We start from the raw sequence: 18,241 nt of genomic DNA, 5'->3' as shown, positions 1-18,241 counted from the left end.
GTCCGGGCGGCCCTTACCTGCCGTAACCTCGACCGCGGGAAGCGCCGCGGTGCCCTCCGGGGCCGGCGGCCGGCAGCGGGAACGAGGAGCTCGGGTGATTCGGGTCGTGGTCGTCGACGACGAGGAACTGGTCCGTTCCGGGCTGCGGCTGATCCTCGGCTCGGCGCCCGACATCGAGGTGGTCGCGGACTGCGGCGGCGCCGAGGCGCGGGCCACGCTGCTCGCCCACCGCCCGGATGTACTGCTGCTGGACATCCGGATGCCGGACGTGGACGGCCTGACCGTCCTGCGCGGGCTGCGTGACCTGCCGCAGCCCCCGAAGACCGCCATGCTGACCACCTTCGACGGCGAGGAATACCTCGGCGCGGCACTCCACGAAGGGGCCGCCGGGTTCCTCCTCAAGGACACCGCACCGGAACAACTCGTGCACGCCGTACGCGTACTGGCCGGCGGCGGCCGGGTACTCGCCCCCGGAGTCACCCCGGCCGTGATCGGCGGCTACCTCGGCGGCAAGCCGGACGCGGCCGCGGTCCGCAGCGTCAGCGGCCTCACCGACCGCGAACGCCAGGTGCTCGCGCTGGTCGGCGAGGGCCACTCGAACGGCGAGATCGCGCTGCGCCTGCACCTGGCGCACGGCACGGTCAAGGACCACGTCAGCGCGCTGCTCGGGAAGCTGGGCGGACTCAACCGCGTACAGGCCGCGGTGATCGCGGACCGGGCGGGGCTGGTGACACCGGCCCGGCGGTGAACCGCCGGCTCACCGACCCGACCGCGCCGCCTCCAGCAGCCCTTCCCAGTCCGGGATCTTGACGGTCGCACGCCCCAGCTCCTGGCCCAGCGCCGCCTCCGCCGCCTCGATGCCCAGCCAGCCCGGCCACGGCACCGGCCGCTGCCCGGCCCGCCGCAGCGCCGCCACCGGATCCTCCGGCAACGCACGCCCGGCCAGCCCCGGCGCGTCTTCGAGCAGCGAGCCGACGGTCTGCTTCGCGCACGGCCGGTTCGTACCGATCACCCCGGTCGGCCCGCGCTTGATCCACCCGGCGACGTACTCGCCCGGACACGGCGTACCGTCCCGCAGCACCCGCCCCTCCGCGTTCGGCACCGTCCCCGTCTCCGTGTCGAACGGCAGCCCCGGCTGCGCCACACCCCGGTACCCCACCGAGCGCAGCACCAGCCCTGCCTCGATGTCCTCGTACTGCCCGGTGCCGCGCACCCCGCCCTGCCCGTCCGGCGCCGTCCGCTCGAACCGCACGGCCCGCACGCCGTCCCGCGCGTCGCCGATCAGCTCGGCGGGGCGCAGGTAGAACCGCAGGTGAATGCGGCGCCGCGAGCCGTCGGGCGGCGACGCGGGCCGCTGCGACCACTCGCGCAGCACATCGACGTTCCGGCGCACCACGGCCGGCAGCGCGCCCGGGTCCGCGCCGCACGCCGGGTCCATCGCCAGCTCATCGGGGCGTACCACCACATCGGCGCCCGGCAGCGCGCCCAGCTCCCGCAGCTCCTTCGTGGTGAACTTCGCCTGCGTGGGGCCGCGCCGCCCCACCATCCAGACGTCGCGCACGCCGCTGCCGGCGAGCGCCTCCAGGGCGGGCTGCGGCACGTCGGTGGGCACCAGGTCACCGGCCGCGCGGGCGAGGATGCGCGCCACGTCGACGGCGACGTTGCCCACGCCGATGACCACGGCGGACGACCTGCCGAGCGCGAAGCCGCCGGCCGCCGCCGCGTCCGGATGCGCGCTGTACCAGGACACGAACTCCGTGGCGGAGCGGCTGCCCGGCAGTTCCTCGCCCGGGATGCCGAGCCGCCGGTCGGTGGCGGCGCCCACGCAGTACACCACCGCGTGGAAGATGCGGCGCAGCTCGGCGTGGTCGAGCCCGCCCGTGCCGACGTCCACGTGGCCCAGGAAATGGACCCGTGGATGTTCGAGTACGGTCCGCAGCGTGTGCTGCAGGCTCTTGATCTTCTCGTGGTCGGGCGCCACGCCGTACCGCACGAGTCCGTACGGGCATGGCAGCCGGTCCAGGACGTATACCTCGACGTCCGGGACGGCCTCTTGCTGGACGAGGGCCTGAGCGGTGTAGACCCCGCTCGGTCCCGATCCGATCACTGCGACACGAAGCACTGGGAGGCCCCTTCCGCGGGATGTCTCCAGGATCGCACCACTGTGCGGTAGAGGGGAGTGTGCCGCGCGGATGTGACACCTGGGGTGGCGCAAAACGCCACGGGAATGATCCGAAACACGCGCCCTGCACCGCCCCGCCCGCCGCAGCGGACACCGCCCCAGGGCGTCCTACGGCGCCGCCTTCCGCATCCGGTCGATCTCGGCCGTCTGCTGGGCGATCACGTCGGTCGCCATCTCCTCCACACGGACGTTGTTACCGTCGGAGAGCACATCCGTCGCCATGGTCACCGCGCCCTGGTGGTGGGTGATCATCAGCTTCAGGAAGAGCGCGTCGAAGCGCTCGCCATGGGCCGCGCGCAGCCGGCCGAGCTGGGCGTCGGTCGCCATACCGGGCATCGCTGCGTGGTCCTCGTGCCCGTGCTTCTCGTGCCCGTGCTCCTTGTGCTGCTCGCGGGTGCCGCCGTGCGTCGTCAGCCAGCCCTTCATCGCGTCGATCTCGGGCCGCTGGGCGGCGTCGATCCGGTCGGCGATCCGCCGCACCGTCACCGACTCGGCGTGTTTGTCCGCGAGTTCGGTCATCACCAGGGCCTGCCGGTGGTGCTCGATCATCATCCGGACGTAGGAGAAGTCGGCGGAGTTCGGCGAGTCGTCGGCGACTTCCTTGCGCGCCTCGTCGGCGGAGAGCGTACGGGCCGGTTCGCCGGGCTTCCCGGGCGCGATGACCTGCTGCCCGGCGTCACCGACGGCCGCGTCGTCCCGCCCTCCGCCTGCCTCGCACCCGCTCAGCCCGAGGACCGCGACGGCGACGGTGACGGCCGCGACGACCCCGGCGGCGGGTCTCCTGCCATGTCTCCTGGCACGTCTCCTGGCACGTCTACTGGCACGCTGCACCGCGAACTCCCGTCCTAGACCGGCCCGTTCGTTGCCCACTTCGTTGCCCACGAATGACATCTTCATTGCCCCCTATTGAGATGTACATGAGCGGCGCGATACTACCCAGGGTCAAACCCAGGCCCAGAACAACCGTTCCCCATCCCGAACGGATTCAAGGGAGGACACTGTGACGTCGTCGACGCACAGATCCACGGCACCAACGGTACGAAGACCACTCGCACGCCGGCTCCTCGCAGGCCGGCGCGGGCACCTCCGCGCGGCCGTGGCCGCCTGCGGCCTGGTCGCCTCGCTGTTCGCGGCCGGCCCGGCCGCCGCCACCCCGGACCCGGGCGACTCCCCGCCCGTACAGCGGGAGGTGAGCAACAGTCAGCGCGCCGACACCAAGGCGGCCATGGAGAACGGCGAGATCCCCGGCGTGGACGAGATCGTCCACAGCGACAACGTCCAGCACCTCGCCAACCTCCCCAAGACGGCGTTGAAGAGCACCAATTCGGACCTCGCCTTCCAGGGGAAGTACGCGTTCGCGGGCAACTACGACGGCTTCGCGATCTACGACATATCCCGGCCCAGCGCACCCCGCACCGTGAGCCAGGTCCTCTGCCCCGGCTCCCAGAACGACGTCTCGGTCTCCGGGGACCTGCTCTTCCTCTCCACCGACTCCTCGCGCAGCGACGACTCCTGCAGCAGCACCACACAGCCCGCGACCGAGAAGTCCTCCTGGGAGGGCATGAAGGTCTTCGACATCAGCGACAAGGAAAACCCCGAGTACGTCGCCGCCGTCGAGACCGCCTGCGGCTCGCACACCCACACCCTCGCCCCGGACCGCAAGAACGTCTACGTCTACGTCTCCTCCTACTCGCCCAGCGAGACGTTCCCCGACTGCAAGCCGCCGCACGACGGGATCTCCGTCATCAAGGTGCCGCGCTCGGCCCCCGAGAAGGCCGCGGTCGTCGACTTCCCCGTGCTCTTCCCCGACGGCGGCAACCCGGGCGGCCCCGTCAACCCGGGCGTCTCCAGGACCACGGGCTGCCACGACCTCACCACCTTCCCGAAGCTGAAGCTCGCGGCCGGCGCGTGCATGGGTGACGGCATCCTGCTCGACATCAAGGACCCCGCCGCACCCAAGGTCATCGACCGCGTCCAGGACAATGTGAACTTCGCCTTCTGGCACTCCGCCACGTTCAACGAGAGCGGCAAGAAGGTCGTCTTCACCGACGAACTGGGCGGCGGCGGCGCCGCGACCTGCAACGAGAAGACCGGCCCGACCCGCGGCGCGGACGGCATCTACGACATCACCGGCAAGGGCGACGACCGCAAGCTGGTCTTCCGCGGCTACTACAAGATCCCGCGCCACCAGGCCGACACCGAGAACTGCGTCGCGCACAACGGCTCGCTCATCCCGGTCAAGGGCCGCGACATCATGGTGCAGGCGTGGTACCAGGGCGGCGTCTCCATCTGGGACTTCACCGACTCCACCGCGCCCAAGGAGATCGGCTACTTCGAACGCGGCCCGATCTCCGCGGACACCCTCGTCGGCGGCGGCTCCTGGTCCGCGTACTACTACAACGGCCACATCTACTCCAACGACATGGCCAAGGGCTTCGACGTCCTGAAGATCAACGACCCCCGCACGGACAGCGCCCGCTCGGTCCACCTCTCGGAACTGAACGTCCAGACCCAGCCCGACTACCGCTGACGGCTCCCGCCTACTGCTGACCGGGCGTCACCAGGGCCGGCTGCTGTCCTGCTTCCGACGTCCCGCCGGACGGTTCTCGCTCAACCTCACCGTCCGGCGGGGCGCCGAGCTCCCAGTCCAGCCCGTACCGCTGGAACAGCTCGCCCCGCAGCCGGGTGACCGGCATCGGCGCGCCCGGCAGCAGTACGGCGACCACCGCCCCCATGAGCAGCGCGCGCAGCAGCGGATAGTCGGTGTCGGGGTCGACCGAGCCGTACGCCACGACCGTGTCCCGCAGCAACTGCGCGAGCCGCTGCTGCTCGGGGCACTGGATGAACCCCTCGGCGGTCAGAATGCCCGCCATATGCGTCCGCATCAGCGTCGGCCGGTCCCGCGCCAGCCCCAGAACCGCGTCGATCGCCCGGGCCAGCAACTCCCGCCCGGCGTCCGGCCCGTCCGGATAGGGCTCCCTGCTCAGCCCGGCCTCCAGGGACAGATGCATCAGCCTGTGCACAGCGGACTGCAGGAGCTGCCGCTTACCGGGAAAGTAGTACGAGATCAGGCCACGCGCCGACCCGGCCCGCTCCGCGATGTCCCCCAGCGTCGTCGCCTCGTACCCCCGCTCGTCCACCAGCTCGACCGTCGCCTGCAGCAGCCGTTCCCGGGAACGCCGCCGCAATTCTTCGTTGACCGATGCGCTGCGGGGGGACATGCTGTAACTCCTGCGTTGACTGGCTCTTGGCCAATATACTCAGCGAGCCACCGGACACCCGCCCCACCCCGGGGCCGGTATCCGGCCAAGCCACCTGCTTCGGGCGACGCGGGGGATCGCCCGAAGCAGGTCCAAGCATCTCCGGTCCGGAGGTCTCTGACCAGTGTTTTTGCTGGTCAGGTCCACTGTGCCGTGTAGAACTCAAGTTGCAGGTGCGACCATCTCTGACCATCTCTGACCGTCTCTGGGCGGACCAATGCTGACCCAATGCTGACTTTCCTGACAGGTCATCAGGTTCAGTAGAAGCTCTGCGCCGGGCCTCCTGAGGCAGTTCAGTCGCAGTACCGACCCCACAGCGGTCGAGATGGCGGATCATGTTGGAGTGCCTAACTCGTGACGCGGTCGCAGTCGGCGGTCAGGCGGCCAGGTGCAGGTATGCGGGACGGCGGACGTCTGTACAGGGGCACCGTGTATGGCAGGGGATCGGCGGGCCGTAGCCCCGCGTGAGCCTGCGAGCATCCGGCTGCCCGGAGTGCATAGGGCCTGCGCTTCTATGGCCCTGCTGGCGTGGCTGTGGTGCCGGCTGTACCGGACCGTGCCCGGGCCGACGCCCACGGGTGAGGCGCAGCGTCGGTGGCGTCCCGCCCGGCCCCACATCCCGCGCGACCTCCGGAGACTCTTCTTCCGTCGAGGGTTCCCGGCGGAGGTGGCGGCGACCGCGGTATGCACCCGGCGGGCGACCCGGCCTGCGCGGCCGCGGCGGGGGTAGTGCAATGGCTGCAGGACGGCCGTACGCCGACACCCGGTGTCTGGTCGCGAACGCCGACCAGGACGACGCCGTGGCGGCGGTGACGGTGTGATCGTCCGGCCCGGGGAGACCGGTGCATACGGCCGCGCTCGACCCCGACTCCGGGGGCGTGGTCAGGGTCACGTTTGCCGATGCGTTCAAAATGCGAACGAGCGGTCAGTAGAGTGAAGGCGGTGTGCTACCGCACAGTCCGTAATTGCCCAGCCGCCGAAGAGGTTCCCATGAGCGACGACTCCGCCGCCCCCGCAGAGCTGACCAACAAGTCCGTGGTCAAGGCGGCGCGATTGTTGCGGGAACTGGCGGCCCAGCCGCGTGGCGGTGCCACCGTGACCACGTTGGCGAAAGCCGTGGGGATCTCTCGGCCGACCGCGTTCCGGCTGCTGCTCAGCCTGGAGCAGACCGGACTCGTGGACCGCATCGACAACAACTACGTGCTCGGCTGGGAGCTGGCCAGGCTCGGCCGGTACGCGGATCCGCACTCCGGTGTGGCCCAGCGCGCGCAGCCGCTGCTGCAGGAGCTGGCGGACCACCTCAACGAGTCGGCCACCCTGTCCGTCGCCACGCCGAACGACGGTCTGGAGCTGATCGCGGAGGCGTACGGCTCGCACGTCGTCGGCGTGATGAACAAGGGCATGCGCGGTGAGCACTATCCGCTGCACGCCAGCTCGACGGGGAAGGTGTTCCTGGCCGAGCTGGGGCGGGAGCGGGTGTCGGGGTTGCTGCCGGAGCGGCTCGAGGCGTTCACAGAACAGACGATCACGGACCGGGCTCAGCTGCTGCGGGAGCTGGACCAGATCCGGGAGCAGGGTTACGGAATCATCGACAACGAGCTGGAGGAGGGCCTGCTGTCGTTGTCACGGCCGGTGCGTGACCCGGCGGGCGAGCTGATCGCGATCCTGACCGTGAACGGCCCGCGCTACCGCTTCACGCGGGAACAGATCCCCGGCACGCTGGAGCTGATGCGGACCACGGTGGAGCGGCTTGCGTCGGTGCTGTGGGAAGAGACGGACTGAGGGCGCACACGGCTTCAACGAGCCTGCGCATCCGAACGGAGCCGGTGCAGGCAGCGGCGGGCGAGGCCGCGGCTGAGTCCGGTGCGGCGGGCCAGCTCGGCCGCGGTCAGCGTTGTCGTCGCGGTATTCGCGGACAACCCGTCCCCTGCGCGGGCTGCCTCGACGGACAGGACGGACGCGGCCCGTCGCAGTGCCCAGGGCGGGAGTCCGCCCGGTTCGGGCGCGTGACCGCGCTGCTCCTTCATGGGCTCGCTTCGCACGCGCGCCCTCCTTCCGTGCTCGACTTCCGTACTCGACGGCGCTCCGTCCGGGAGCGCCGCGGTCCGTGCTGTGCGGCGCCACCGCGCGGGAGCGCCGAGTGGGCCCCGCCGGGAGGAAGGCCCGGCGGGGCCATGTGACGTCCGCGGCGGCTGTCCCAGGTGAGCGCCGCGGACGCTCCGGATCGGTCCCCTATTACCGATCCGGAGTCAGTGACGCCGGTCAGGCGAGGCTCTCGCGGACCTGGCGGGAGACGCGGGTGGCACTCTCGACGGCACCGTCGATGAAGCCGGCCCAGATGTTGGCGAGGTCGCCGCTCGCGAAGTGCAGCACGCCGGTCGGTGCCTGGAGCGCGGCGTGGTGGCCGGTGAACTGGCCGGGGCGCTGGATCAGCCAGGTCTCGCGAGAGTGCTCGTCGGCCATCCAGTCGTGCCCGCCGACTTCGAGTACTTCGAGGTCGTTGCGCCATACCTTCAGCGCCGCGTCGATGGCCTGGGCGTCGTTGACGTCGATGCGGGTGGAGTCGGCGCCGAAGGCGACCAGTACGGCGTCGTCCTCGCCGATGAATTCGGTGCGGACGACCGACAGCGGGTGGTGCTGCGAGGAGTACGCGAAGAACGGCTTGATGGGGCCGCGGACGCGGATCCACGCCTTGGCGCCCTGGGAGGCGGTCTTCTCGCGGGCGGGGACGAGCTTCTCCTCGGGCAGGGCCGGGGTGACGTCGAGGCCGTCGAGGAGGTTCTGGCCGAGGGCGACGATCACGCGGCGGGCGCGGACGGTCTGCCCGTCGCCGTACGAGACGGTCGCCCCGTCCGCGTCGTGCGCGATCCTCGTCACCGGCGACGACAGCCGGATCTCGACGTTACCGGTGGACTCCGCCTCTGCCGCGATCGCCGCGACCAGGCCCTTGGTGCCGCCGACGAGGCGGAAGATGGCGGTGGACTCGTGCATCAGATGCCAGTGGCCGGCCGCGGCTGCCGTCCAGCGCAGGGCGTTGACGAAGGAGCACTGGTCGAGCGGGGCGTTGAAGTGGCCGACCCAGGCCGCTTCGTTGGCGTTCTTCTCCGCCTCCGGCAGGTTCAGCTCGTCGAGCTTCTCCTGGACGGTCCAGGCGTCGGCCTCGGCCAGGTCGGGGTTGCGCAGCGGGTCGTCCGGGCGCGGGATCCAGGTCATGGTCTCTTCGAGGAGACGGGTCATGCCCGGGTCGATCAGGTTCATGAAGTCGTCGAGGGTGCCGCGCCGGACCTCGTCGCCGGCGAGCCAGAACGTCTCCTCGGAGCGCGGGCCCCGGGTGACCTCGAGGCCGTAGCGGTTGACCTCGGCCCAGGCGTGCGGCTGGGTCCAGTGCAGCCAGGTGCCGCCGATCTCCAGGTCGCGGCCGAGGCGGTGGTCGGTCCAGGTGCGGCCGCCGAGGCGGTCCCGCGCCTCCAGGACGACGGTCCGCAGTCCCTGGCGGCCGAGTTCGCGGGCCGCGACCAGGCCTGCGACGCCGGCTCCGACGATCACGACGTCGGCCTGTTCGTGCTGTTCCGCTCCCATGGGTTCCCCTTCCGGGTCGTTCGGTGTGCCGTCCTTACGTTTCGAGCTGCTCAATGCGCGGCCGTCTCGGGCTTTCCGTCGACGGTGCGGAGGAACCGGAGGGGGTTGTCGTCACGCAGGGCGGCCGGGAGGAGTTCCGCCGGGGCGTCCTGGTAGGCGACGGGTCGCAGGAAGCGGTCGATGGCGTACGGGCCGACCGAGGTGTGGGCTGAGGTGGCGGACGGGTACGGGCCGCCGTGCTGCTGGGCGGTGGTGACGGCGACGCCGGTGGGCCAGCCGTTGAACAGCACCCGGCCCGCCTTGCGCTGGGCCAGCTCGACGAGGCCGGCCGGCTGCTCTCCGGGCGCGGTGTGGAAGGTGACGGTGAGGCTTCCCTCCAGCGCCTCCAGAACCTGCGCGGCCTCGTCCTCGGTGTCGTACTGGACGATCACGGCCGCCGGGCCGAAGCACTCCTCCAGGAGGTTGTCCGCCTCCTCGAGGACGTGCTCGACAGAGGGGACGAGGAAGAGGCTGGGGGAGGCCTGCGGGCGGCCGTCCGCGTCGGTGGTGGTGAGGGCGCCGTCGACCAGCGTGCGGATCTGCCGGGCGGTGGCGACCTCGTCGAGCCGGCGCCGGTAGCCCTCCGCGATCTGCAGCGACAGCATCGGCAGCGCGTGCGCCGCCCGCACCTGGGCGGCGATCTCCTCGACCGTCTCCGGGTCGCGGGGCAGCAGCAGGATGCCGGGCTTGGTGCAGAACTGTCCCGCGCCCAGCGTGAAGGAGGCGACGAACCCGGAGACGATCGCGGAACGGCGCTCGGCGAGTGCGCCGGCCGTGACGACGACCGGGTTCACACTGCCGAGTTCGCCGTGGAAGGGGATGGGGCGGGGACGGGAGGAGGCTATGTCGAACAGGGCGCGGCCGCCCCGGACCGACCCCGTGAAGGCGGCGGCCTGGACGCGCTCGTCGCGCAGCACGGTCACGCCCGCCTCGCGGCCGGTGAACATCCCGAAGGTGCCCAGTGGCGCCCCCGCCTCGGCGAGTGCCTCGCGTACCAGGGTGGCCGTCGTCGCGGAGGTCCGCGGGTGGCCGGGGTGTGCCTTGAGCAGGACCGGGCAGCCGGCCGCGAGCGCGGCGGCGGTGTCTGTCCCGGCGACCGAGAAGGCGAAGGGGAAGTTGCCGCCCGCGAACACCTCGACCGGACCCAGGGGGACCAGGTGACGGCGGAGTTCGGGGCGCGGCGGGGTGGCGTCGGGGTCGGCGTGGTCGATGGTGACGCCGAACGGGGCGCCGCTGACGGCGTGTTCGCCGTACGAGCGCAGCTGGCCCGTGGTGCGCTTGACCTCGCCGGACAGCCGGGCGTGGCCGAGTCCGGTCTCCCGGTCGGCGAGTGCCACCAGGTGATCGGCATTCGCCTCCAGGGCCTCGGCGACGGCGACGAGGGCCGTGGCCCGTTCACGCGGGGTGAAGGCGGCCCACACGGGGGCGGCCTGGGTGGCCAGCCCGAGCAGGGTCTCGAGTTCGCCTGCCGGAGTCTCGGGTTCGGCGGACTGGGGGTGGTTCACGGGAGTCCTTCGGGTATGCGGGGCCCGGGGCGTCGGAACGGCCAACGGGCCGGGAGCTGTGCGGGTGGTGCGGGGGTGCGGGGTGCGGCAGCGGTGCCGGTCGCGGGCGGTACCCGTTTCCGTACGGGCTCAGGCCGCGACCGGGGCGCGGTAGCCGCCGAGCTTGCCCTTGTGGAAGACGAGCGGCTCGCTGTAGCCGCTGTCCATGCGCAGGACGCGGCCGATGACGATGACATGGTCGCCGCCGTCCAGCTCCTGCTCGATCTCGCAGTCGATCCAGGCCGAGGCGCCGAGGAACTGCGGGGAGCCCTCCGGCGACGGGACCCACTCCACGCCCTCGAACTTGTCGCCGGACTTGCGCGAGAGCGCCTTGCAGACGTCCGTCTGGTGCTCGGCCAGGACGCTGGCGCTGAACCGGCCGCCGCTGCGGATCTTGGGCCAGCTGGTGGAGGAGCGGTCGACGCTGAAGGTCACCAGGGCCGGGGTGAGGGAGAGCGACTGGAAGGTGCCGACGATCATCCCGGCAGGCTGCGAGGTCTCCGCCTCGACCCCCGTGATCGCGACCACGCCGGTCGGCAGGTGTCCCATCACGTCGCGGAAGGCCCGCTGGTCGACGGCGTTCTCGGTGGAGGCCGAGGCGGAAGAGGCGGCCGGGGCGGAGGCGGCGGTGGCCATGGAAGAGGCAGTCATGACAGCGGTCCCTTCGACGTCATCGTGTACGGGGCGGAAATGAGGAGTGCGGGGTGGCGGTCCGTGCGGAACGGGCCGCCGAGGGGGTCAGCTCGCGAAGTCGGCACCGGTGCCGGGCGCGGCGGCGCGGATCTTCGAGGCCGGGTGGCCGTCGAGCGTGTAGCGCCGGCCGGCGCCGTAGAAGGACTCGCGCAGCGTGGCGGCGTCCTTGTCGTACTCGGTGCGGACCAGGCCCTCGTCGCGCAGGACGGGGAGTGCCAGCTCGATGAAGTCCTGCCAGCCGCCGGGCTTGCTGGCGTACGAGAGGTTGAAACCGTCGACATCGGCGACCTGGTGCCACTTGCGCATCTCGGCGGCGACCGTCTCCGGCGAACCGACGATGACGGCGCCGGTGCCGCCGATGCCGATGAATTCGGCGATCTGGCGGGTGGTCCACTTCCTGTTCGGGTCGGCCTTGGTGAACATCTCGACCATCGAGCGGGACGCCTCGACGTCCACGTACTCAAGTGGCATGTCCGGGTCGGCGCCGGAGAGGTCGATGCCGGTCCAGCCGGCGAAGCGGGCCAGCGCGCCTTCGTAGGAGACGTTGCGGACGTGCTCCTCGTACTTGGCCTGTGCCTCGGCGTCCGTCGGCGCGACGACGACGGTGAGGAGCGCGAGGACCTTGACCGAGCGCGGGTCGCGGCCCGCCTCGGCGACCGCGGCACGGATCTTGTCGACGCTGCGGCGGGTCATCTCGGGCGTCATCGTGTTGACGAAGACGGCCTCGGCGTTGGCGGCGGCGAACTTCATGCCGCGCGAGGAGGCGCCGGCCTGGAAAAGCATCGGGGTGCGCTGCGGTGACGGCTCGCACAGGTGGATGCCGGGGACGTCGAAGTACGTGCCCTTGTGCCGGATGGAGTGGATGCGGGCCGGGTCGATGTAGGTGGCGTTCGCGGCGTCGCGTACGACGGCATTGTCCTGCCAGGAGCCCTCCCACAGCTTGTAGACGACCTCCATGTACTCATCGGCCATGTCGTACCGCTGGTCGTGCGGGATCTGCTGCGAGAGGCCGAAGTTACGGGCGGCGGCGTCGCTGTACGAGGTGACGATGTTCCAGCCGACCCGGCCGCCGGTGAGGTGGTCCAGGGTGGAGAAGCGGCGGGCCAGTGAGTACGGCGCCTCATACGTGAGCGAGGCCGTGACGCCGAAGCCCAAGTGGCGGGTGTGCGAGGCCATTGCCGAGATCAGCAGCGTCGGGTCGTTGATCGGGAACTGGGCCGCGTCGCGGAACGCCGCGTCCGGGCTGCCGCCGTAGACGTCGTGGTAGCCGACGTTGTCCGCGAAGAAGATCCCGTCGAAGCGGGCCTCCTCCAGCATCTTCGCCGTGTCCGTCCAGTAGTTCAGGTCCGTGTAGCGGAAACCCTGGTCGGCGGCGTCCCGCCAGGATCCGGCCGTCAGGTGGGCGGGGGCGCAGACGTCGAAGGCGAAAAGCTTCAGGGGCTGTGTGCTCATGGTGTCCCTCCCGGAGCGCGAGCGAGGAGCTCTCCCACGGCTCCTCGCTGTACTGCGAGGCCGTGACGACGTTCAGTTTCCGAACGTCACGTTCATGTTGAGAGCAGTCGGCAGGTCCGTCAAGACATCGGGCGAGAGAAATTCGAGCCCTCTTCGCACTCGCCTCCAGGGGTCTTAGTGACTGCCTGCGCTCCGGCCTCCGCGCAGGTCGAGGTCGCTCTGAGGACACTCGCCGTGCGACCGCCGCTCCGTGGAGGGCCCCGCGCACACCTCTTGACAGGCCCAGGAGCCCATGGAAGTTTTCGGTCGGCAGTGCGGCCGTGATTTATGAACGTAGAGTTCGGGACCAACGCGTTCATGTCGGCCCACCGCCCTCTTGCACCGGCGTGCGCGTACCGACGTTCCCGCAGCACCGGGCTTCCGGCCTTCCGGCGCCGCGCACCCTCAGCGGCCGTCCGTCCGGCCTTCGGCGCACCCCTGCCCGACGGAGCCCCGCAGCACCGTCCCTGACCGTCCGCCGCGCAATGGCCCCTCGTTCCATCGAAGTTGGAGTCGCCGATGACGGCCATCACCGCGAGCCCGCCGCAAGATCCGACCAGCGACCGCAAACGGAGGAGATTCCTGCGCCGGCTGGCCGGTATCTCCTCCGGCGGGATGTTCCTGGACGGCTACGTCCTCGGCGGCATCGGTGCCGTCAACGCCGCCATCAGCAAGGACCTGGGACTCTCCCTGGCCTGGCAGGGGCTGATCGCCGCCTCCGTCCTCATCGGCATCTTCTTCGGCGGCCCGCTCGGCGGTTACCTCTCCGACCGGTTCGGCCGCGCCCGCATGTTCACCCTGGACATGGTGCTGTTCGTCGTCGGCTCGGGGCTGCAGTTCTTCGTCGACAACGGCTGGCAGCTGCTCGCCGTACGCCTCCTCATGGGCATCGGCATCGGCGCCGAGTACTCGATCGGCTGGCCGCTGCTCGCCGAGTTCTCCCCGACCCGGCTGCGCGGCAAGCTGCTCGCCTTCCAGGAATTCGCCTGGTACCTGGGCTATCTGGCCGCGTATGCCGTCGGCTACGGCATCGGCCACGCCTTCGACCTGGACTGGCGGATCATTCTCGGCACCAGCGCCGTGCCGGCCGTTCTCCTCCTGATCGCCCGCGCCGGCACCCCCGAGTCGCCGCGCTGGCTGATGAGCAAGGGCCGTACGGATGAGGCCCGGAAGATCGCCGAGGAGTACTTCGAGGACGCCCACGAGATCGCCGACCTGGCCGGTGAGGAGACCCGCAAGGCGAACTTCTGGCGCCTCTTCTCGCCCGACTACCGCAAGGTCACGACCTTCGTCTGCGTCTTCTGGTTCTGCACCGTCACCCCCTACTTCGCCATCGCCTCCTTCGCCCCCACCGTCCTGGCGGGCTTCGGGATGGGAGACGGCTTCCTCGGCGCACTGTGGGTCAACGGTCTTGCCCTCGCGGGCGCCGCGACCACCTTCGTCCTGATCGAGCGGGTCGGCCGGCGTCTGCTGGTCATCCCGCAGTTCTGGATGGGCGCCGTGGCACTCGCGGTGGTCGGCTTCTTCCCGGCCGCGTCACCGGTGCTGATCCTCGTCTGCTTCCTGCTGTTCTCGTACACCAACGCGATGTCGACGGCGGTCACCGGTGTCTACCCGAACGAGGTCTTCTCCACCGATATCCGCGGCGCAGGCATCGGTCTCGCCACCGCCACCAGCCGCATCGGTGCGGCGGCCGGCACTTTCCTCGTGCCCGTCGCTCTGGACACCATCGGCGTGGGCTCGACGATGCTCGTCGCCGCTGGACTGTGCGCCGTCGGCGCCGTCGTCACCCAGCTCACCGCCCCGGAGACGAAGGGCAAGCCGCTCAGTGTGACATCGGCACCGCGCACCCAACGCTGATGCTTCCCCTCGTCCCCGTAGCACCAGCACCCGAAGCCTGCCCGTACCGTCAGAAAGCGAGCCCATGCAGCACGACCTGATCGAGATCGCCGATGCCATCGAGGCCGCCCGCCAGGCCCACAAGGCGATCCAGCCGATCACCGACACCCGCCCCGACCTCACCCTCGCCGACGCGATGGCCGTGCAGAAGCACAACGTCCAGCGGCGGACAGCGGCCGGCGACCGCCTTGTCGGCTACAAGCTCGGCAACATCGCCAAGGTCATGCAGGAGGCCTTCGGCGTCGGCCAGCCCGACTACGGCCACCTGCTCGCGAGCGACTTCCACTTCGAGAACCTGCCGGTCCGCCTCGACCGGTTCATCGAGCCGTACGCCGAGGTCGAACCCGCGTTCCTCCTCAAGGACCGGCTCGAAGGCCCCAACGTCACGGTCGCGGACGTCCTCCGCGCCACCGAGTGCGTCGTCCCCGCCATCGAGATCATCGACTCCCGCTTCACCGACTGGCGCATCCAGATCGGCGACACCCTCGCCGACAACGGCTCCGTCGGCGGCATCGTCCTTGGCACCACGCCCAAGACCCTGGGGCAGCTCGACTTCTCGACGATGACGGGCGAACTGCGCTACGACGGCGAGCGCGTCGGCTCCGGCCCGGCCTCCGCCGTCCTCGGCAACCCGATCGCCGCCATCGCCTGGGTGGCAGGCGAGCTCTCCCAGTACGGCATCGCCTTCGAGCCCGGCCAGGTCATCCTGCCCGGCAGCTGCCTGGAGGCGGTACCGCTGAAGCGCGCGGCCGTCGTCACGGCCGAGTTCGACGGCTTGGGCAAGGTCGAGTTCGAAGCCGTCTGACCGGCCCTGCACGACCGAAGGGGGGCGACACACCGGCTGTGCAGTGCGGTGTGTCGCCCCCCTTCGGCGTTGCCGGAAGTGAGTCGGCGTTGCCGCAAGCGAGGAAGCTCGGCAGGGATCGGTAGGGGCCGGAGGTCTCTGACCGCCTCCGGGCGGACCAGAGAAGGGCGAGTGCCTATGCGGCCGTGTTGAAGGACGAGTGGCGCCGCTGTCGGGCAGGCCGGCTGCGTCGTGCCTTCCCGGCACCGGCGCCGGTGCGCTTGGGGGGCTCGGTGTCCGCGGCGGTCAGGGCGATGCCCGAGGGTGCCTGGGCCCCGGTGATGCGGCTCAGCTCGGCTTCGCCCGGGTGGATCCGCGTTTCCTGTGCGGTGATGGAGGCGTCCGACATCAGGCGGTTCATGCCGCGGCGCTGTCCGGGGAGAACGAGGGTGACGACGGTGCCGGACTCACCGGCGCGGGCGGTACGACCACCGCGGTGCAGGTAGTCCTTGTGATCGCTCGGCGGGTCGACGTTGACGACGAGATCGAGGTTGTCGACGTGGATGCCGCGGGCCGCGACATTGGTGGCCACCAGGACATTCGTGTGGCCGGACTTGAAACCGGCAAGGGTGCGGGTGCGCTGGGACTGCGATTTCCCGCCGTGCAGGGCCGAGGCGCGTACCCCGACCGCCAGCAGGTCCCTGGTCAGCCGGTCCACTGCGTGCTTGGTGTCCAGGAACATGATCACCCGACCGTCACGGGCGGCGATCTGAGTGGTCGTCGCGTGCTTGTCAGCCCCCTGGACGTGCAGCAGATGGTGCTCCATGGAGGTGACCGCGCCTGCGGAGGGGTCGACGGAGTGGACCACCGGATCGGTCAGATAGCGGCGTACCAGGAGGTCGACGTTGCGGTCCAGGGTGGCGGAGAACAGCAGACGCTGCCCCTGCGGGCGTACCTGGTCGAGCAGGTGGGTCACCTGCGGCATGAAGCCCATGTCGGCCATCTGGTCGGCTTCGTCCAGGACCGTGATGGCCACCTGGCTCAGTCGGCAGTCGCCGCGTTCGAGGAGGTCCTTGAGCCGGCCCGGCGTCGCGACGACCACCTCGCTACCGGCCTGCAGGTCACGTGCCTGACGGCTGATCGACATGCCACCGACCACAGTGGTGAGCCGCAGCTGCAGCGCGCGGGCGTAGGGGGTGAGCGCGGCAGTCACCTGCTGAGCCAACTCGCGGGTGGGGACGAGGACAAGCGCCAGCGGACTCCGCGGCTCAGCGCGCTGCCCTGCGGTACGGGCCAGCAGGGCGAGACCGAAGGCGAGGGTCTTGCCCGAGCCCGTACGGCCGCGGCCCAGCACGTCCCGGCCGGCCAGCGCGTTGGGCAGCGTCGCGGCCTGGATCGGGAACGGGGCGCTCATGCCCTGGGCGCGGAGCACGGTCTTCAGGCGGTCGGGCATGTCGAGGCCGGCGAACGTCTCGACAGCCGGCAACGGCGCGGTGTGGGTGACCGGCAGTGCGAACTCCTTCGGGGCGCCCGCGGCGTGTCCCTGACCGGGGCGCCCGGTGTTGGCCGAACGCGAAGGTCCGCCCCTGCGGGCGGTCCCCTGCGGACGGCGGCCGGTACGGCCGGAGCCCACCGCGCCGTTATGTGAGGGGGAGGAGTCGGCGGTGGTGCGAGCAGTGCGGTTCATACAGAACCTTCCTCGATGCGGCACGTATCGAGGAATTCGCCGCAGCGCTCTGGAACCGCGTGCGGATTCGCAAGATCGAGCCGAAGAAAAGACGAAACAAACGGGGCCGCAATGGGCTACCGAGTCGTCGTGAAGAGGCACCGGGCCACCGTCCGTGAAGAACGTGGCCGCTATACGGGTGCGAGGGAGCCGGGTGGCGGGCTTCTGCCGACCCACGACTCGATGATGCGGCAGACGATGCTGCCGCTCGCTCGCCACTGCGGGCGGGAGTCCGTCGCTGCGGGCGAGCGCAAATAACGCAACGAGCCGGGGCCCGCACGCAGGTGCGTGCCCCAGCTCGTTGTGTGCGTCAGCGTCAGGCGGGAACGATGTTCTCCGCCTGCGGGCCCTTCTGGCCCTGGGTGACGTCGAAGCTTACCTTCTGGCCTTCGAGCAGCTCACGGAAGCCGGCGGCGTTGATGTTCGAGTAGTGGGCGAACACGTCAGCGCCGCCACCCTCCTGCTCGATGAAGCCGAAGCCCTTTTCCGCGTTGAACCACTTCACGGTGCCAGTAGCCAAAATACATCTCCTTCGGGGCGATACCCGGAACCCACACCGTGCAGGAACCGGAGCTGCCGCGATGATCACCCTCCGGGAATACCGAAATGCACAAGACTCTTTCCAGGGACCCTGAAAGGAGCGCTTGAAGTTTTGGGGAACCACAACTGCAACTGACGTAACCGTAGCACGGCCGCTCCGAAGAGTGCGACACTTTCCCGTTTCGAATCTGCCGAGGCAAAACTCCTCAGCGCGCATTACCCGTATTTCTGCAACGGCGAAACGAGATATTCACATCCGGGCGATTGTCGAAATCCCCAGCGGCGCCGCGGCCGAGGCGCCGCCCACCAGCCGGGGGCCGCCCCTGCGGGCAGCTTCGCGCGCTTGAATCGGTCACGTAGCCACTCCGTTCGTCCAGCGATCCGTCGCGGTCCGCAAGTGTCACTAACGCTCATCTTCTTCCCGTTGATGGACACGCAGAGTGGGAGGAGTCGAAAGGCTGCCGAGGGCTGTCCCTGCGGTGTGCCCTGGAGGGGCGGCGGAAG

The 18,241-nt window shown here is 70.3% G+C and carries 15 protein-coding genes; 5 read left to right on the top strand and 10 right to left on the bottom strand.

What is annotated here, in order from left to right; genetic code table 11:
* The first annotated feature begins 94 nt into the window (after nt 1-94).
* Nucleotides 95-748: a response regulator gene (locus IF04_RS0124235; RefSeq protein WP_030261687.1), complete on the top strand. Its 654-nt coding sequence runs from the start codon at nt 95-97 to the stop codon at nt 746-748.
* A 9-nt stretch (nt 749-757) separates the two neighbouring features.
* Here the strand turns inward: IF04_RS0124235 and IF04_RS0124230 are convergent, their stop codons facing one another.
* Together IF04_RS0124230 and IF04_RS0124225 are read right to left on the bottom strand one after the other, a co-directional pair.
* Complete coding sequence (locus tag IF04_RS0124230; RefSeq protein ID WP_030261685.1) at nt 758-2,122, bottom strand: FAD-dependent oxidoreductase; 1,365 nt, start codon at nt 2,120-2,122, stop codon at nt 758-760.
* Nucleotides 2,123-2,290: 168 nt separating this feature from the next.
* The gene (locus IF04_RS0124225; protein ID WP_051831517.1) at nt 2,291-3,013 is read right to left on the bottom strand and encodes a DUF305 domain-containing protein; all 723 of its coding nucleotides are present in this window, start codon (nt 3,011-3,013) and stop codon (nt 2,291-2,293) included.
* A gap of 265 nt (nt 3,014-3,278) precedes the next feature.
* Between IF04_RS0124225 and IF04_RS0124220 the strand changes: the two genes are divergently transcribed.
* On the top strand, nt 3,279-4,712 hold the full coding sequence (locus IF04_RS0124220) for an LVIVD repeat-containing protein (protein ID WP_037960478.1): 1,434 nt from the start codon (nt 3,279-3,281) through the stop codon (nt 4,710-4,712).
* A 10-nt stretch (nt 4,713-4,722) separates the two neighbouring features.
* On the opposite strand, the gene IF04_RS0124215 is transcribed toward IF04_RS0124220, so the two are convergent.
* Entirely contained in the window at nt 4,723-5,403 is a 681-nt protein-coding gene (locus tag IF04_RS0124215) for a TetR/AcrR family transcriptional regulator (RefSeq protein ID WP_030261678.1), read from the bottom strand.
* Nucleotides 5,404-6,432: 1,029 nt separating this feature from the next.
* On the opposite strand from IF04_RS0124215, the gene IF04_RS0124205 reads away from it, so the two are divergent.
* Complete coding sequence (locus tag IF04_RS0124205) at nt 6,433-7,224, top strand: IclR family transcriptional regulator (RefSeq protein ID WP_030261676.1); 792 nt, start codon at nt 6,433-6,435, stop codon at nt 7,222-7,224.
* 14 nt (nt 7,225-7,238) lie between these two features.
* Here the strand turns inward: IF04_RS0124205 and IF04_RS38835 are convergent, their stop codons facing one another.
* The 5 genes from IF04_RS38835 to IF04_RS0124185 form a co-directional block, all read right to left on the bottom strand.
* Nucleotides 7,239-7,484 (bottom strand): hypothetical protein, encoded by a 246-nt coding sequence (locus tag IF04_RS38835; RefSeq protein ID WP_157847698.1) that lies wholly within the window; start codon nt 7,482-7,484, stop codon nt 7,239-7,241.
* A gap of 220 nt (nt 7,485-7,704) precedes the next feature.
* On the bottom strand, nt 7,705-9,021 hold the full coding sequence (locus IF04_RS0124200) for a flavin monoamine oxidase family protein (RefSeq protein WP_030261674.1): 1,317 nt from the start codon (nt 9,019-9,021) through the stop codon (nt 7,705-7,707).
* 50 nt (nt 9,022-9,071) lie between these two features.
* The gene (locus tag IF04_RS0124195; protein ID WP_030261672.1) at nt 9,072-10,565 is read right to left on the bottom strand and encodes an aldehyde dehydrogenase (NADP(+)); all 1,494 of its coding nucleotides are present in this window, start codon (nt 10,563-10,565) and stop codon (nt 9,072-9,074) included.
* 129 nt (nt 10,566-10,694) lie between these two features.
* On the bottom strand, nt 10,695-11,255 hold the full coding sequence (locus IF04_RS0124190; protein ID WP_211259852.1) for a flavin reductase family protein: 561 nt from the start codon (nt 11,253-11,255) through the stop codon (nt 10,695-10,697).
* Between the two features lie 87 nt (nt 11,256-11,342).
* The gene (locus IF04_RS0124185) at nt 11,343-12,749 is read right to left on the bottom strand and encodes an LLM class flavin-dependent oxidoreductase (protein ID WP_030261667.1); all 1,407 of its coding nucleotides are present in this window, start codon (nt 12,747-12,749) and stop codon (nt 11,343-11,345) included.
* A 558-nt stretch (nt 12,750-13,307) separates the two neighbouring features.
* On the opposite strand from IF04_RS0124185, the gene IF04_RS0124180 reads away from it, so the two are divergent.
* Together IF04_RS0124180 and IF04_RS0124175 are read left to right on the top strand one after the other, a co-directional pair.
* Nucleotides 13,308-14,648, top strand: coding sequence for an MFS transporter (locus tag IF04_RS0124180; protein WP_106975655.1), 1,341 nt, complete (start codon nt 13,308-13,310; stop codon nt 14,646-14,648).
* Between the two features lie 64 nt (nt 14,649-14,712).
* The gene (locus IF04_RS0124175) at nt 14,713-15,492 is read left to right on the top strand and encodes a 2-keto-4-pentenoate hydratase (RefSeq protein ID WP_030261662.1); all 780 of its coding nucleotides are present in this window, start codon (nt 14,713-14,715) and stop codon (nt 15,490-15,492) included.
* 175 nt (nt 15,493-15,667) lie between these two features.
* Here IF04_RS0124175 and IF04_RS0124170 read toward each other — a convergent pair whose 3' ends face one another.
* Both IF04_RS0124170 and IF04_RS0124160 read right to left on the bottom strand, forming a co-directional pair.
* Nucleotides 15,668-17,158: a DEAD/DEAH box helicase gene (locus tag IF04_RS0124170; RefSeq protein ID WP_030261660.1), complete on the bottom strand. Its 1,491-nt coding sequence runs from the start codon at nt 17,156-17,158 to the stop codon at nt 15,668-15,670.
* Between the two features lie 355 nt (nt 17,159-17,513).
* Nucleotides 17,514-17,717 (bottom strand): cold-shock protein, encoded by a 204-nt coding sequence (locus IF04_RS0124160; RefSeq protein WP_030261656.1) that lies wholly within the window; start codon nt 17,715-17,717, stop codon nt 17,514-17,516.
* Nucleotides 17,718-18,241 lie beyond the last annotated feature (524 nt).

This window comes from Streptomyces violens (assembly GCF_000717745.1).
GTDB classification, from domain to species: domain Bacteria; phylum Actinomycetota; class Actinomycetes; order Streptomycetales; family Streptomycetaceae; genus Streptomyces; species Streptomyces violens.
This window is presented reverse-complemented; position numbering and strand designations above follow the sequence as displayed.